Source organism: Streptomyces sp. AA1529, assembly GCF_000280905.1.
In the GTDB taxonomy this organism is placed as follows: Bacteria; Actinomycetota; Actinomycetes; order Streptomycetales; family Streptomycetaceae; genus Streptomyces.
This window is the reverse complement of the sequence record NZ_ALAP01000087.1, coordinates 1-13,502: the sequence shown is the minus strand read 5'-3', so window position 1 is coordinate 13,502 and position 13,502 is coordinate 1. Positions and strand designations below refer to the sequence as shown.

At 73.4% G+C, this 13,502-nt stretch carries 10 protein-coding genes; 7 read left to right on the top strand and 3 right to left on the bottom strand.

The features are described from left to right. Positions 1 to 33: 33 nt before the first annotated feature. Positions 34 to 1,431, top strand: a complete 1,398-nt coding sequence (locus tag A949_RS0125160) for a hypothetical protein (protein ID WP_051019632.1) — start codon at positions 34 to 36, stop codon at positions 1,429 to 1,431. 144 nt (positions 1,432 to 1,575) lie between these two features. Then, positions 1,576 to 3,984: an ATP-binding cassette domain-containing protein gene (locus tag A949_RS0125155; protein ID WP_019358813.1), complete on the top strand. Its 2,409-nt coding sequence runs from the start codon at positions 1,576 to 1,578 to the stop codon at positions 3,982 to 3,984. 24 nt (positions 3,985 to 4,008) lie between these two features. Here the strand turns inward: A949_RS0125155 and A949_RS0125150 are convergent, their stop codons facing one another. Both A949_RS0125150 and A949_RS0125145 read right to left on the bottom strand, forming a co-directional pair. Next, positions 4,009 to 4,767 (bottom strand): SDR family NAD(P)-dependent oxidoreductase, encoded by a 759-nt coding sequence (locus A949_RS0125150; protein WP_019358812.1) that lies wholly within the window; start codon positions 4,765 to 4,767, stop codon positions 4,009 to 4,011. Beyond that, positions 4,764 to 5,384, bottom strand: a complete 621-nt coding sequence (locus A949_RS0125145) for a cupin domain-containing protein (protein ID WP_051019631.1) — start codon at positions 5,382 to 5,384, stop codon at positions 4,764 to 4,766. Before A949_RS0125145 ends, A949_RS0125150 begins: the two co-directional genes overlap by 4 nt. A gap of 368 nt (positions 5,385 to 5,752) precedes the next feature. On the opposite strand from A949_RS0125145, the gene A949_RS34480 reads away from it, so the two are divergent. The 4 genes from A949_RS34480 (at position 5,753) to A949_RS34465 (ending at position 9,738) form a co-directional block, all read left to right on the top strand. Next, the gene (locus A949_RS34480) at positions 5,753 to 6,121 is read left to right on the top strand and encodes an STAS domain-containing protein (RefSeq protein WP_019358810.1); all 369 of its coding nucleotides are present in this window, start codon (positions 5,753 to 5,755) and stop codon (positions 6,119 to 6,121) included. Between the two features lie 250 nt (positions 6,122 to 6,371). Further along, a complete protein-coding gene (locus A949_RS0125135) occupies positions 6,372 to 7,355 on the top strand; it encodes a Bug family tripartite tricarboxylate transporter substrate binding protein (protein ID WP_026005015.1) in 984 nt (327 codons plus the stop codon). Continuing rightward, positions 7,352 to 8,152, top strand: a complete 801-nt coding sequence (locus tag A949_RS36770; protein WP_019358808.1) for a tripartite tricarboxylate transporter TctB family protein — start codon at positions 7,352 to 7,354, stop codon at positions 8,150 to 8,152. The genes A949_RS0125135 and A949_RS36770 overlap by 4 nt, the downstream gene beginning before the upstream one ends. Before the next feature lie 2 nt (positions 8,153 to 8,154). Then, positions 8,155 to 9,738, top strand: a complete 1,584-nt coding sequence (locus tag A949_RS34465; RefSeq protein WP_037707616.1) for a tripartite tricarboxylate transporter permease — start codon at positions 8,155 to 8,157, stop codon at positions 9,736 to 9,738. A 314-nt stretch (positions 9,739 to 10,052) separates the two neighbouring features. Here the strand turns inward: A949_RS34465 and A949_RS0125120 are convergent, their stop codons facing one another. Next, positions 10,053 to 11,324 carry a VTT domain-containing protein gene (locus A949_RS0125120; RefSeq protein ID WP_019358806.1) on the bottom strand — a complete coding sequence of 424 codons (1,272 nt, stop codon included), beginning with the start codon at positions 11,322 to 11,324 and terminating at the stop codon, positions 10,053 to 10,055. Between the two features lie 431 nt (positions 11,325 to 11,755). Here A949_RS0125120 and A949_RS0125115 point away from each other — a divergent pair, with 431 nt between their 5' ends. Next, entirely contained in the window at positions 11,756 to 13,411 is a 1,656-nt protein-coding gene (locus A949_RS0125115) for a M28 family metallopeptidase (protein WP_019358805.1), read from the top strand. The last annotated feature ends 91 nt before the right edge of the window (positions 13,412 to 13,502 follow it).

Genomic DNA, 13,502 nt, shown 5'->3' with positions numbered 1-13,502 from the left:
CCGCGCACCCGGTCCCGGTGGCGCGCCCCCGGGGTGTGGCCGCGCGGGCTGCGCCCCGACCTGGCCGTCGTGGCGGCGGCCGGGGCACTGGTGACCGCGGCCGTCGTCATCGGCGGCGCCATCGAGCGCGAACACGGCACCCTGCGGGTCCACTGGCCGCCCTACTACGCCCACCTGGAACCGCACGTGGGCCCGGGTACCCCGGCCGCGCTGCTGGTGGCCGGAGCCGTGCTGGGCTACGGACCCGCGCTGGCCGCACGGCTGCGGTGGCGGCGGCTGCTGCCCGCGGTCTGGCTCGCCTCCATGGCCTGGATCTGGTCGCTGGCGATGGTGGACGGCTGGCACCGGGGCGTGGAGAACCAGCTGACGTCCGCCTACGAGTACCTCCAGGAGATCGACCGGTTCGCGGACGCCGGTGCCGCGCTGCGCACCTTCACCGACCACATCCTGCTGCACTCCCCGGACAACTGGGTGCCCCATGTGGCGGGCCACCCGCCCGCCGCGGTGCTCACCTTCGTCGGACTCGACCGGGTGGGGCTCGGCGGCGGCCCGTGGGCCTCCACCTGGGTCATCACCGTCGGCGCGTCGGCGGCGGCCGCCGTTCTGGTGGCCCTGCGCGCGCTCACGGACGAGGAGCACGCCCGCAGCGCCGCACCGTTCCTCGTCCTGGCGCCCACCGCCGTGTGGGTGGGGGTCTCCGCGGACGGCTACTTCACCGCGGTGGCCGCCTGGGCGCTGGCCCTCCTCGCGCTGGCCGCCCGCTCGGGTGCCGGCGCGGTCCGCGCACCGCGCGCCGTCGCGTTCGCCGCCGGGCTGCTGTTCGGGCTGACCTGCTACCTGTCGTACGGGCTGACCCTGTGCGCACTGCTCGGCCTCACCGTGCTCGCGCTGTCCCGCACCCTGCGGCCGCTGCCGTGGGTGCTGGCCGGGGTCGCCGTGGTGGCGGCCGCCTTCACCCTCGCGGGCTTCAACTGGTGGGAGGGCTACCGGCTGCTGACCGAGCGCTACTACGAGGGGGCCGCGCGCATCCGGCCGTACAGCTACTGGGTGTGGGGCAATCTCGCCTGCGCCGTGACCGCTTGCGGACCCGCTGCGGTCGCCGGGGCGCGGCGTGCGCTGGTGTCGGCCGCGCGGACCGGGCGACGGGCCGCCGTCCGGCTGCGGGCCCGGCGGCCGGACGGCGGGCCGGCGGCGGCCGGTCCGGACAGCCGGGCACGGCTCGCGGCGGTGGTGGCCGCCGCGGTGCTGACGATCGCCGTCGCCGACCTGTCCGGCATGAGCAAGGCCGAGACCGAACGGATCTGGCTGCCCTTCCTCACCTGGCTGCTGCCCGCGGCGGCGCTGCTGCCGCGGCGGGGAGCGCGGTACTGGCTGGCGGCCCAGGCGGCGACCGCGCTGGCGGTCAACCACCTGCTGCTGACCGGCTGGTGAGCCGTCGCTGACCGGCGGGCGAGCCGCCGCTGACCGGCGGGCGAGCCGCACCGATTGTCACACCCGTTCCCTAGGCTGGCCGGTCGAGCACTTCCGTTGCGCCGGCCGGCGCGGGTCGCCGGCCGGGAACCTAGGAGAAGCAGGATGCCGGCCCAGAACACGCCGCTGACGCCCGCCGACAGCCACTCGGTCATCGAAGTGCGCGGAGCGCGCGAGAACAATCTCGCGGACGTCTCCCTCGACCTGCCCAAGCGCAGGCTGACGGTCTTCACCGGAGTCTCGGGGTCCGGAAAGTCCTCGCTCGTCTTCGGAACGGTCGCGGCGGAGTCGCAGCGGCTGATCAACGAGACGTACACGGCGTTCGTCCAGTCGTTCATGCCGAGCCTGGGCCGCCCCGACGTGGACAGCCTGCGCAACCTGAGCGCGGCGATCGTCGTCGACCAGGAGCGGATGGGAGCCAACTCCCGCTCCACCGTGGGCACCGCCACCGACGCCTACACGATGCTGCGGATCCTCTTCAGCCGCCTGGGCACCCCGTACGTCGGCCCCGCGACCGCGTTCGGTTTCAACAGCGCCGAGGGCATGTGCGCCGAGTGCGAGGGGCTGGGCCGGACCACGACGGTCGACATCGGGCAGCTCGTCGACACCGGGCTGTCCGTACGCGACGGAGCGATCACCGCACCGGGCTTCGCGGTGGACAACTGGTACTGGCAGGTGGTCGTCAACTCCGGATTCTTCGACCCGGACAAGAAGGTGCGCGACTTCACCCCGGAGGAGTGGGAGGCGCTGCTGTACAGGCCCATGACGAAGGTCAAGGTCGGCACCTCCAACCTCACCTACGAGGGCGTGGTCGCCCGCATCCGGCGCACCTACCTGTCCAAGGACCGCGAGGCGTTGCAGTCCCACATACGGGAGTTCGTCGACCGGGCCGTCGTCTACACCGACTGCCCGGTGTGCGGCGGCAGCCGGCTCAGCCAGGCGGCACTCTCCTCCCGGATCGACGGGCGGAACATCGCCGACTGCGCCGCGATGCAGATCAGCGACCTCGCGCCGTTCGTCCGCGGACTGTCCGACAGCGCGCCGGACTCCCGGCCTTCCGGCGAGAGCCGACACTCCGGGGGCCCCGGGGACTCCGGAGACCCCGGGGAAGGGGAGCTGCAAGCGTCGGGCGGCGGGCAGGCCAACGTCGCGCCGCTGCGCGACGCGCTCTGTCAGACGCTCGACTCCCTGGTCGACATCGGGCTGGGATATCTGAGCCTGGACCGCCCGGCCGGGACGCTCTCCGGCGGCGAGGCACAGCGGGTCAAGATGGTGCGCCACCTCGGCTCCAGCCTCACCGACGTCACCTACGTCTTCGACGAACCCACCATCGGCCTGCACCCGCACGACATCCAGCGGATGAACGAACTGCTGCTGCTCCTGCGCGACAAGGGCAACACCGTCCTGGTGGTCGAGCACAAGCCGGAGGTCGTCGCCGTCGCCGACCACGTCGTCGACCTCGGGCCCGGCGCGGGCACCGAGGGCGGCCGGATCTGCTACGAGGGGGACGTGCCGGGGCTGCGCGCCTCCGGCACGCTCACCGGCCGCCATCTCCACCACCGCGCCCGGCTGCGCGAGACGGTCCGGGAGCCCAAGGGCGCGGTCCGGATCACCGGAGCGGACCTGCACAACCTCAAGAACGTCGACGTGGACATCCCGCTGGGCGTCCTCACCGTCGTCACCGGCGTGGCGGGATCCGGCAAGAGCTCCCTGATCCACGGCCATCTGTCCGGACGGGACGGCGTACGGGTGGCCGACCAGTCCCCCATCCGCGGCTCCCGCCGCAGCAATCCGGCCACCTACACCGGGCTGCTCGGACCCATCCGCACGGCCTTCGCCAAGGCCAACGGCGTCAAGCCGGCGCTCTTCTCGGCCAACTCGGCGGGCGCCTGCCCGAACTGCAACGGCATCGGGCTCGTCTGGACCGACCTGGCGATGATGGGCGGCGTCTCCTCGGTGTGCGAGGAGTGCGAGGGCAAGCGCTACACCCCGGCGGTGCTGGAGTACACGCTGCGCGGCAAGAACATCAGTGAAGTGCTGGGCATGTCGGTGGCCGAGGCCGCCGCGTTCCTGCCCACCGGGCAGGCCGCCGCGATCCTGGGCCGGCTCGCGGACGTCGGCCTGAGCTATCTGCGGCTGGGGCAGCCGCTCAACACCCTCTCCGGCGGCGAGCGCCAGCGCCTCAAACTGGCCATCCACATGGCCGAGAAAGCCGCGACCTACGTCCTGGACGAGCCGACGACGGGACTGCACATGGCCGACGTCGACCAACTGCTGGCGCTGCTGGACCGGCTGGTCGAGGACGGCAACTCGGTCGTCGTCATCGAGCACCACCAGGCGGTGATGGCCCACGCGGACTGGATCATCGACCTCGGTCCGGGTGGCGGGCACGACGGCGGGGAGGTGCTGTTCACCGGACCACCCGCCGAACTCGTCACCGCAGGCGACACCCTGACGGCGCGCCATCTGCGCGACTACGTCGGAGCGGAGGCCCGACAGCCCGCCGCCGGCTGAGCCGCCCCGGGCCCGCCGGCGAGGTCACCACGAGGGCCGGGCCGACACCCCGCCGTCCAGCACGAGATCGTGCCCGTTGATCCAGCGGGCCCGCGGCGAGGCGAGGAACACGCACGCGTCCCCCACGTCCTCCGCGGCGCCCAACCGCCCGTCCGGCGCCGCCGCGCGCCAGCGCCGGACCCCTTCGGGCCACTGCTCCTCGATGCCGTCCCGCGCCACCAGTCCGGGCGAGACGGTGTTGACCCGCACCCCGAGCGGCCCGTACTCCAGCGCGGCGGCCCGGGCGTGCGCGACGATCGCGGCCTTGGACGCGGCGTAGTGCGCGTGCCCCGGCGCGGGCTGCGCCGCCTCGACGGAGGCGATATGTGTGATGCTGCCGCCGCCGCGCTCCGCCAGCAGCGGAGCCGCCGCCTGGGTGCAGCAGAAGACGCCGGAGAGGTTGCTGTCGACGACCGCGCGCCACTCCTGGAGAGTCATCCCGGCCAGCTCCCGCACGGGCTGCACCCCCGCGTTGTTGACCAGCGCGCCGAGCCCCGCGGTGCGCCACCCGGCAGCCTCGGCGACCACGGCACGGCAGCCCTCCTCCGTGGCCAGTTCACCGTGCAGGGCCAGCGCCTCGCCGCCGTCCCGTTCGATCGCGTCGACGGTCGCGCGGGCCCCCTGCGGATCACCGCGGTAGTGCACCGCCACCGGTGCGCCTCCCGCCGCGAACCGCAGGGCGATGCCGCGCCCGATGCCGCCGGAGGCGCCCGTCACCAGCACCGTGCGCGCCGCCGCGCTCATCGGGCCAGCTCCCGGATCAGCCCGGCGTGCTCGGGGTACGCGCGGACCAGCGCCTCCGCGTCGCCGTGCTCGTAGTCCGCGGCGGTGTAGCCGGGTGCCATCGTGCAGCCGAACAGCGTCCACGCGCCCGCCCGGCCCCGCGGCCCGCCGGGTCCCGGGGCGTCCGGTCCCGACCGGCCCGGTCCCGGATCGTCCGGTCCCGGATCGTCCGGTCCCGGGTCGTCCGTCGCGCGCCGGGCGACGCGGGCTGCCATCCAGGTACCGGCGGGCACCGTGAGCTGCACATGGTGCCCCGCACCCAGTACGTCGGACCCGAGCACCGGTGTCCTCGCCCCGCCCTGGGGCCCGAGCAGCAGCAACTCCAGCGGGGCGCCCAGGTAGTGGTGCCACACCTCGTCGGTGGGCAGCCGGTGCAGCGCGCAGTAGTCGTCCGGGGCGTCCGTCAGCAGCATCACGATCGCGGAGCCCGCCGGCCGGCCGTCGCCCCGTTCGGGTCCCGCCCACAGCCGCCGGAACCGGCCGCCCTCGCGCGGCAGCGGTTCCAGTCCGTAGTGCGCTGCCAGCGCCTCCGCTGTCGCGCGTGCCGCGTCTCCCGCGTCTCCCGCCTCGCGTCGCATTCCGCAGCCCTGCCCCGGCGGCGCGTCCGCCATGCGCCCTCCATGCGCCCCTCCCGGCTCCGCAGCACCCTGCTGTCACTCGGACGGGTGAGATCGAGGCACCGAAGGCTTCGGTGTCCGCACTCGTGCCTCAGCAGCCCCGGGACATGTTTAGAGTGCACATGTTCGGCCCCGGACCCGGCCGAACGGCCGTACCGCCGGACGCGTCGCGCACGTCCCGATCGGCGCCCGCGTCGCCCCACCACCCCTCAGCTCCCTCGCCCCCTCGCCCCCTCACCCCCTCGCCCCGTCGCCCCTTGTCCTGTCGCCGCAGCACCCGCCCGCTCCGCCCGACCCGCCGTACCGCCCGCCAGTGGAAGGGGTCTTCGATGGTCGCCGTCCCGCGCTCCGACACCCCCGGCTCCGCCCGGTTCCGGACCGTACGCGCGAGGGGCGAACTGGACATCGCGACGCTGCCCGAGCTGGAGAGCGACCTGGCATGGGCCCTCTCGGACACCGCGCCGCCCCGGGTCGTCCTGGACATGCGGGACGTGACGTTCCTGGACTGCTCGGTGCTCCGCGTCCTGCTGCGGGCCCGCTCGACCGCGCTCGCCCGGGAGGGCTGGCTGGTGCTGCTCTGCGGGCAGATGCCGGTCGGCAGGCTGCTGCGGCGGCTGGAACTGGGCCGGTCCCTGCCCCGATATCCCTCCGTCGACGCCCTCGACGCGGCCCTGCCCCCCACCGAAGACCTGCGCTGAGCCCCCGGCCCCGGCTTCCGCCGCGGCGGCGGCCGGAAGAGCCACCGGGCCACCGGGCCGCGCACCGCCGCACCGCCCTCCCGTGCCCGGACCGCACCCTGCTCCGGCCGCCCCGGGAACGGGACCACAACGACCACAACGACCAATACTTTTCTTGCTGTACGAGGGCAGACACCGCCCCGCCGTCCGGGCAGCATGTGGGCCTTCCCCACCCGTCCCCCCGGACTGCCTCGGAAAGGCGGTGTTCCGCGTGCGCTCGCGCACCCTGCTCTCCCCTCTGGCCGCCGCGGCGGTCGTACTGCTCGTACCCCCGCTGATCACTTCCGGCAGTGGCGCCTCGGGCGGCACGAACATCCCCGGCCTGCGCTTCATGGTGCCCAACACCCCCGGCGGCGGCTACGACATCACCGCCCGTACGGCGGCCAAGAACGCCGAGGACGCCGGCCTCAACCACAACATCGAGGTCTACAACCTGCCCGGCGCCGGCGGCACCGTCGGCCTCAGCCGGCTCGTCAACGAGCGCGGCAACGGCAAGCTGACGATGTCCATGGGCCTCGGTGTGGTCGGTGCCGTCCACACCAACGACGCGCCCTCCACCCTCGCCGACGCGACACCCGTCGCCCGGCTCACGGAGGAGCCCGACATCGTGGTCGTCGCCAAGAACTCCAAGTACAAGACGTTCCGGCAGCTCCTGGCCGACTGGAAGAAGCACCCGGGCGCCATGCCGGTCGGCGGCGGCTCCTCACCGGGCGGCCCCGACCACCTCGCACCGATGCTGATGGCCCGCGCGGCGGGGATCGGGACCAAGGAGGTCAACTACGTGCCGTTCGACGGCGGCGGCGAGCTGCTGGCCTCCGTGCTGGGCGGCAAAGTCGCCTTCGGCGTCTCCGGCCTGGGCGAGTACCGCGACCAGATCGAATCCGGCGAGCTGCGGCTGCTCGCCGTCACCGGCCCGAAGCGGGCCGCGGGCTTCGACGCGCCCACCCTCAAGGAGTCCGGCGTCGACGTGGAGTTCACCAACTGGCGCGGCATGATGGCGCCGCCCGGGCTCTCCGAAGCCCAACGGGACAAACTCGTGCGGTTCATGAGCGAGTTGCGCCGCTCCGAGCAGTGGCGCACCTCGCTTCGGACCAACGGCTGGGAGGACGCCTGGCTGCCCGGCGACAAGTACGGCCGCTTCCTCAAGCGCGAGGACGAGCGCGTGAACACCGTCCTGAAGGAGCTGGGACAGTGAGCGACACGAACAGCACCCGATCCCCCCGGCTCCCGCGAAGCCCGCGGGCCGACCGGCAGGAGGGGAGAACCCGAACCGGGTCCGGCGCCGCCCGGCGCCGCGGCTACTCCGAACTCGGACTGTGCGCGCTGCTGCTGGCCGTCGGCGTCCTCGTGCTGGGCGACGCGCTCACCATGGACACCGTCGCCTCGGCCCGCGGCCCGGTCGGCCCCCGCACGGTCCCCTTCGTCGTCGGAACGGCCCTGCTGGTCGTCTCCGTCGTGCTCACCGTCGACGTCCTGCGCGGCGCCACTGAGGACACCACGGCCGGGGGCGGGACGACGACGCTCCCGGAGCCCGGGGACGCGGAGGCGCAGACCCCGCACCCGGAGCCGGAGAGCGAGGCATCCGCGGTACCGGAGCAGGGGAGCCGACGCACCACGCAACCGGACGCAGAGAACGCGCAGAACACGCAGAACGTGCAGGAGGCGCAGGAGGCGCAGGAGGCGCAGGACAGGAAGGACGCGCTCGGGGCAGTCGGGGCGGTCGACGCGGAGGAGGACGAGCCGGGCGACTGGCGTACCGTCGCGCTCCTCACCGGAGTCTTCCTCGCCTTCGCCGCGCTGATCGAGCCGCTCGGCTTCCCCCTCGCGGGCGCCCTGCTCTTCTGGGGCTCGGCCTTCACGCTGGGCAGCCGCCGCCATGCCTTCACCCGGGACCCGCTGATCGCGGCCGGGCTGTCCCTGCTCACCTACACGGTCTTCCACCTCCTCCTCGGCGTCCATCTGCCGGGCGGACCACTGATGGGAGTGATGTGACCATGGATTCCGTCAACTCCCTGATCGACGGCTTCGGCACCGCGCTGACCCCGCTCAACCTGCTGTGGGCCGCCGTGGGCGTGCTGCTGGGCACCGCCATCGGCGTCCTGCCGGGCATCGGCCCCGCGATGGCTGTCGCACTGCTGCTGCCCGTCACCTACGGCCTCGACCCGACCGCCGCGTTCATCATGTTCGCCGGGATCTACTACGGCGGGATGTTCGGCGGCTCGACGACCTCCATCCTGCTCAACACCCCCGGGGAGAGCGCGGCGGTGATCGCCGCCATCGAAGGCAACCCGATGGCCAAGGCCGGACGCGGCTCCCAGGCCCTGGCCGCCGCGGCCGTCGGGCACTTCGCGGGCGGCATGATCGGCACCATCCTCCTCGTCCTGCTCGCCCCGACCGTGGCGAGCCTGGCGGTGGACATCGGCGCCCCCGACTACTTCGCCATCATGGTGATGGCCTTCATCGCCGTCACCTCCGTCCTCGGTTCCTCCCGCGTCCGCGGCTTCGCCTCCCTGCTGATCGGCCTGACCCTGGGACTGGTCGGCCTGGACCAGATGACCGGCCAGCAGCGGCTGACCTTCGGCAGCCTGCAACTCTCGGACGGCATCGACGTCGTGATCGTCGCGGTCGGCCTCTTCGCCATCGGCGAGGCCCTGTGGGTCGCCGCGCACCTGCGGCGCGACCCCGGCACCTCCATCCCGGTGGGCCGCCCGTGGCTGGGCCGCGACGAGCTGCGGCGCACCTGGAAACCGTGGCTGCGCGGGCCGCTCATCGGGTTCCCCTTCGGGGCGATCCCGGCAGGCGGCGCGGAGATCCCCACCTTCCTCTCCTACATCACCGAGAAGCGGCTCTCGAAGCACCGCAAGGAGTTCGGCAAGGGCGCCGTCGAGGGCGTCGCCGGACCGGAGTCGGCCGCCTCCGCCTCGGCGGCGGGCACGCTCGTCTCGATGCTGACCCTCGGGCTGCCGACGACCGCCGTCGCCGCCGTGATGCTCGCCGCCTTCCAGCAGTACGGCATCCAGCCGGGCCCGCTGCTCTTCGAGCGGGAACCTGAACTGGTGTGGGGGCTGATCGCCTCGCTCTTCATCGGGATGGCGATGCTGCTCGTCCTCAACCTGCCGCTGGCGCCCGTCTGGTCCAAGCTGCTGCGCGTCCCGCGCCCCTACCTGTACGCGGGCATCCTCTTCTTCGCGGCGGTCGGTGCCTACGCGGTCGGCGGCCAGGCCGTCGACGTCGTCATCCTCCTCGTCATCGGCCTCCTCGGCGTGCTGATGCGGCGCTACGGGCTGCCGGTGCTCCCCGCGATCATCGGCGTCATCCTGGGCCCCAACGCGGAGCAGCAGCTGCGCAGGGCGCTCCAGATCAGCGACGGGAACGTCACGGGACTGGTCGACACCCCGTTCTCCGTCACCGTCTACGCGGTGATCGCGACCGTCCTGCTGTGGCCCCTGCTGAAGCGCCTGCTGCCCGCACGGCGCGGCGGCCCCGCACCGTCCGCGGCCCCCGACGGTGAGCACGCACCACGCGTGGACGGGACCGGCGGGAAGCACGAGAAGGACCGCGCCGTGCGCGGAGACTGAGCCCCCCACACGACCCATCCCACTGAGCCCCGCGTCCCGTCCCGGTCCCCCGTCCGGGACGGGACGCGGTCGTCGTCAGGCCCGCTTACGGCGCTTCGGAACCCGCCCGACGTGCCGTGCCCGGGGACACGATGTCAGTGGGCTGAACCAGTTTCGCCGGTCATGGACTCGGATTCGCTGCTCCGCCGACTGCGCGACGAACTCGGCACGTTCCAGACGTACCTCGGCGGGGACGTGGGCGCACACATCGAGCATTGCGGCGACCCCGGCCACCTGGGCAGGGCCGGGCCGCCCGGGAGCTGCGGGGACGTGTCTCAGCGGCGGGCGTGCCGACCGCGCCCGGTGCGGTTCTGGGGAGCGGACGGGTCCTCGGGCGAGGCGGGCGGGCCCTGCGGCTCCGCGCCGTCGTCGTACGGGCCGGGTGCACCACCATGCGGGTTCTGCGCCCCGGCACCCGGGCCGTAGGGGCCCTGGGGAACCTGGGAGCCCCCAGGCGCCGCCCCACCGTACGGAGTGCCCTGCGGCGCGCCGCCGCCGGAGGCGCCGTACGGAACCTCGGGCGGAAGCGGATGGCTGCTGCCGTACGCACCGGGAGCACCGGGAGCACCGGGAGCACCGGGAGCACCGGGAGCACCGGGAGCACCGGGAGCACCGGGAGCACCGGGAGCACCGGGAGGCATCATCCCGCCGCCGGGTGCGTGGCCGGGCGCCGCCTGGCCGCCCTGACCCTGGTACGCCCCGTGCCCCGGGTACGCGCCCTGGCCCGGCCCCTGGCCCTGGTACGGGCCGGGCCCCTGATATGTGCCTTGGCCCTGGCCCGGTCCGCCGGGGGCGCCCGGGTGATTGCCGACGGCGCCCGGGTGATGTCCGGAGGCGCCGTGGGGAGCGCCGGGAGTGCCAGGGGCCGGAGGGTGGTCCTGCGCGCGGGCGGGGGAGCCCGGCGCCTCGTCCTCGGCGTCGGCGGCACCGCCCTTGCGGCGGCTGCGCAGGTACTCGATCACGATCGGGAGGACCGACAGCAGCACGATGCCGACGAGGAACGACTCGATGTGCTCGTTCACCAGGTCGATCTGTCCCAGCGCCGCGCCCAGCAGGGTGACACCCGCGCCCCACAGGGTGCCGCCGATGATGTTGAAGAGGACGAAGGACCGGTACCGCATCCTGCTGACACCGGCGATGATCGGGGTGAACGTCCGCACGATCGGTACGAACCGGGCCAGCACCAGCGACTTCGGGCCGTGCTTCTCGAAGAACTCGTGCGCCTTCTCGACGTTCTCCTGCTTGAAGAACCGCGAGTCGGGCCGCTTGAAGAGCGTCGGCCCCACCTTCTTGCCGAACAGATATCCGGCCTGGTCGCCCAGCACCGCGGCGAGCACGATCAGCAGGCACATCAGCCACAGCGGCATGTGGAGCTGGTCGGTGACGATCAGGAGCCCCGTGGTGAACAGGAGCGAGTCGCCGGGCAGGAAGAAGCCGATGAGCAGGCCCGACTCCGCGAAGACGATCGCCAGGATCCCCACCGGGCCGAAGGTCTGGATCAGGAAGTCCGGATCCAGCCAGCTGGGTCCTAGTGCGAGGTTGGTCACGGAAGGCTCCTGATCAGGGGCGCGGGGCGGGGTGTCTCCCGGCCGGTGGGCCGGTGGGCGGCGCGGAGAAACGGCACACAGGCGGTATCGGACGCTACACGCTACCAACGCGGTTCCCCGCCCCCTGCGTTCCCGACCCGGGTTCCCGGAACCACACGCCGGAGCCGCACACCGGCACCGGTCGCCTGGACCGTGTGGAACCGGCGCCCGGGGCCGGGAACGGGGCCGGGACCGCGTGGGCCGGAACAGGCCCCGGACCGGGCGCGTACCCGCCGGGCGACGCGACGGTACACGCACAGGCGTTCCCTCCGGGCCCGTCGGCCACTAGCTTCCCTCTCACCGAGTCCGCGCGTCCGGATCCCGGACGCGCGGGCATGGAGCACCAGTGAGCACCACACGCCGAACAGCCGTTCCCCGAAAGGACCACGACTGTGTCCGTACCGCTCCGCTCCCCCCGCTCCTCGCGCGCGCTGCGCCGGAGATCCGTGGCGGCCCTGGCCGCGACCGCGCTGGCCACCCCGCTGCTGCTGATCTCGTCCCCCGCAGCCGCGGAGCAGTCCGCCGCCGACCGGAAGCCGCCCCGGCCGTCCGCGAAGCAGTCCGCGAAGAAGGGCGACAAGCTGGCCAGGAAACTGGTCCGGCGCACCAGCGGGCACGGTGCCCGCAAGCATCTGGCGGCGCTCAGCGCCATCGCCCACTTCAGCGACGGCAACCGCGGCGCCGGCTCCGCGGGCCACGACCGCTCCGCGCGCTACGCGGGCACCCTGCTCAAGGCGGCCGGCTACAAGGTCACCTATCAGAAGTTCGAGTTCACCTTCCGCGAGACCCTGGCCGAGAAGCTCTCCGTGCTCGGCCCGAACCAGCGCGACGTCCCGATCACGCTGATGACCTACACGAAGAGCACCCCCGAGGGCGGCGTCGAGGCCCCGGTCGCGGTGGTTCCGGTCGATGCCGACGGCACCACGGGCTGCGAGGCCGGCGACTACGCACAGGGCGCGTTCGACGGCAGGATCGCGCTGATCAAGCGGGGCGGCTGCACGTTCGCGCAGAAGCAGGCGACCGCCGCCGAGGCGGGCGCGGTCGGCGCGGTGGTCTACAACAACGAGGAGGGCGCGCTCAACGGCACCCTCGGCAGCCCGGACGCCGCCCGCATCCCCACCGGCGGCATCACCCTGGCCGACGGTGAGGCGCTCGCCGAGCAGGCCGCGGACGGCGACGTCACCGTCAACCTGGAGGTGCGCGAGCACCAGGAGCAGCGCACTACGCAGAACGTCCTCGCGGAGACCCGCGGCGGCGACCCGGACAACACGGTGATGCTCGGCGCCCACCTCGACTCCGTCCCCGAGGGCCCCGGCATCAACGACAACGGCTCCGGCTCGGCGGGCGTCCTGGAGACCGCCCTCCAGCTGGCCAGGGCCGACCACAAGGGCAAGCACGCGAACAAGGTCCGCTTCGCGCTGTGGAGCGCCGAGGAGCTGGGCCTGCTCGGCGCCGAGCACTATGTGTCGGAGCTGTCGGCCGCCGAACGCGGGAAGATCTCGCTGTATCTGAACTTCGACATGATCGCGAGCCCCAACTACGGGATGTTCGCGTACGACGGGGACGACTCCGACGGCACGGGCGCGGGCCCCGGCCCGGAGGGTTCGGCGGTGCTGGAGAAGAATCTGGTGGACTTCCTCGCCACCCGTGGGACGGAGACCCGCGGCACCGACTTCACCGGCCGCTCCGACTACGGTCCGTTCATCGAGGCGGGTATCCCCTCGGGCGGCACGTTCACCGGTGCCGAGGGGATCAAGACCGCCGAGGAGCAGAAGCTGTGGGGCGGCACGGCCGGTGAGGCCTACGACGGCTGCTACCACCAGGCATGCGACACCCTGGAGAACATCGATCCCCGCGCCTTCGACCTGAACGTCAAGGCCATCGCCGACGCCGTCGGCCACTACGCGTGGGACACCAGTGCGCTGCCGCGCGGCACCGACCGCCCGGCAGCCCCGCGGCTGGCCGCCGAGGAGTCGGCCGACAGCGCCCCGTCCGCGGCCGGGAAGCCGGTCACGGGTCCGTACAAGGGCGCCCGCCTGGTCCGCTGACCCGGCACGACGGTCCGCGTGCGGCGCCGGGCGCTCGGCGTCCGGCGCCCGTGCAGCCGCGGCGCCGCGTGTCCACAGCCTGTGGACAACG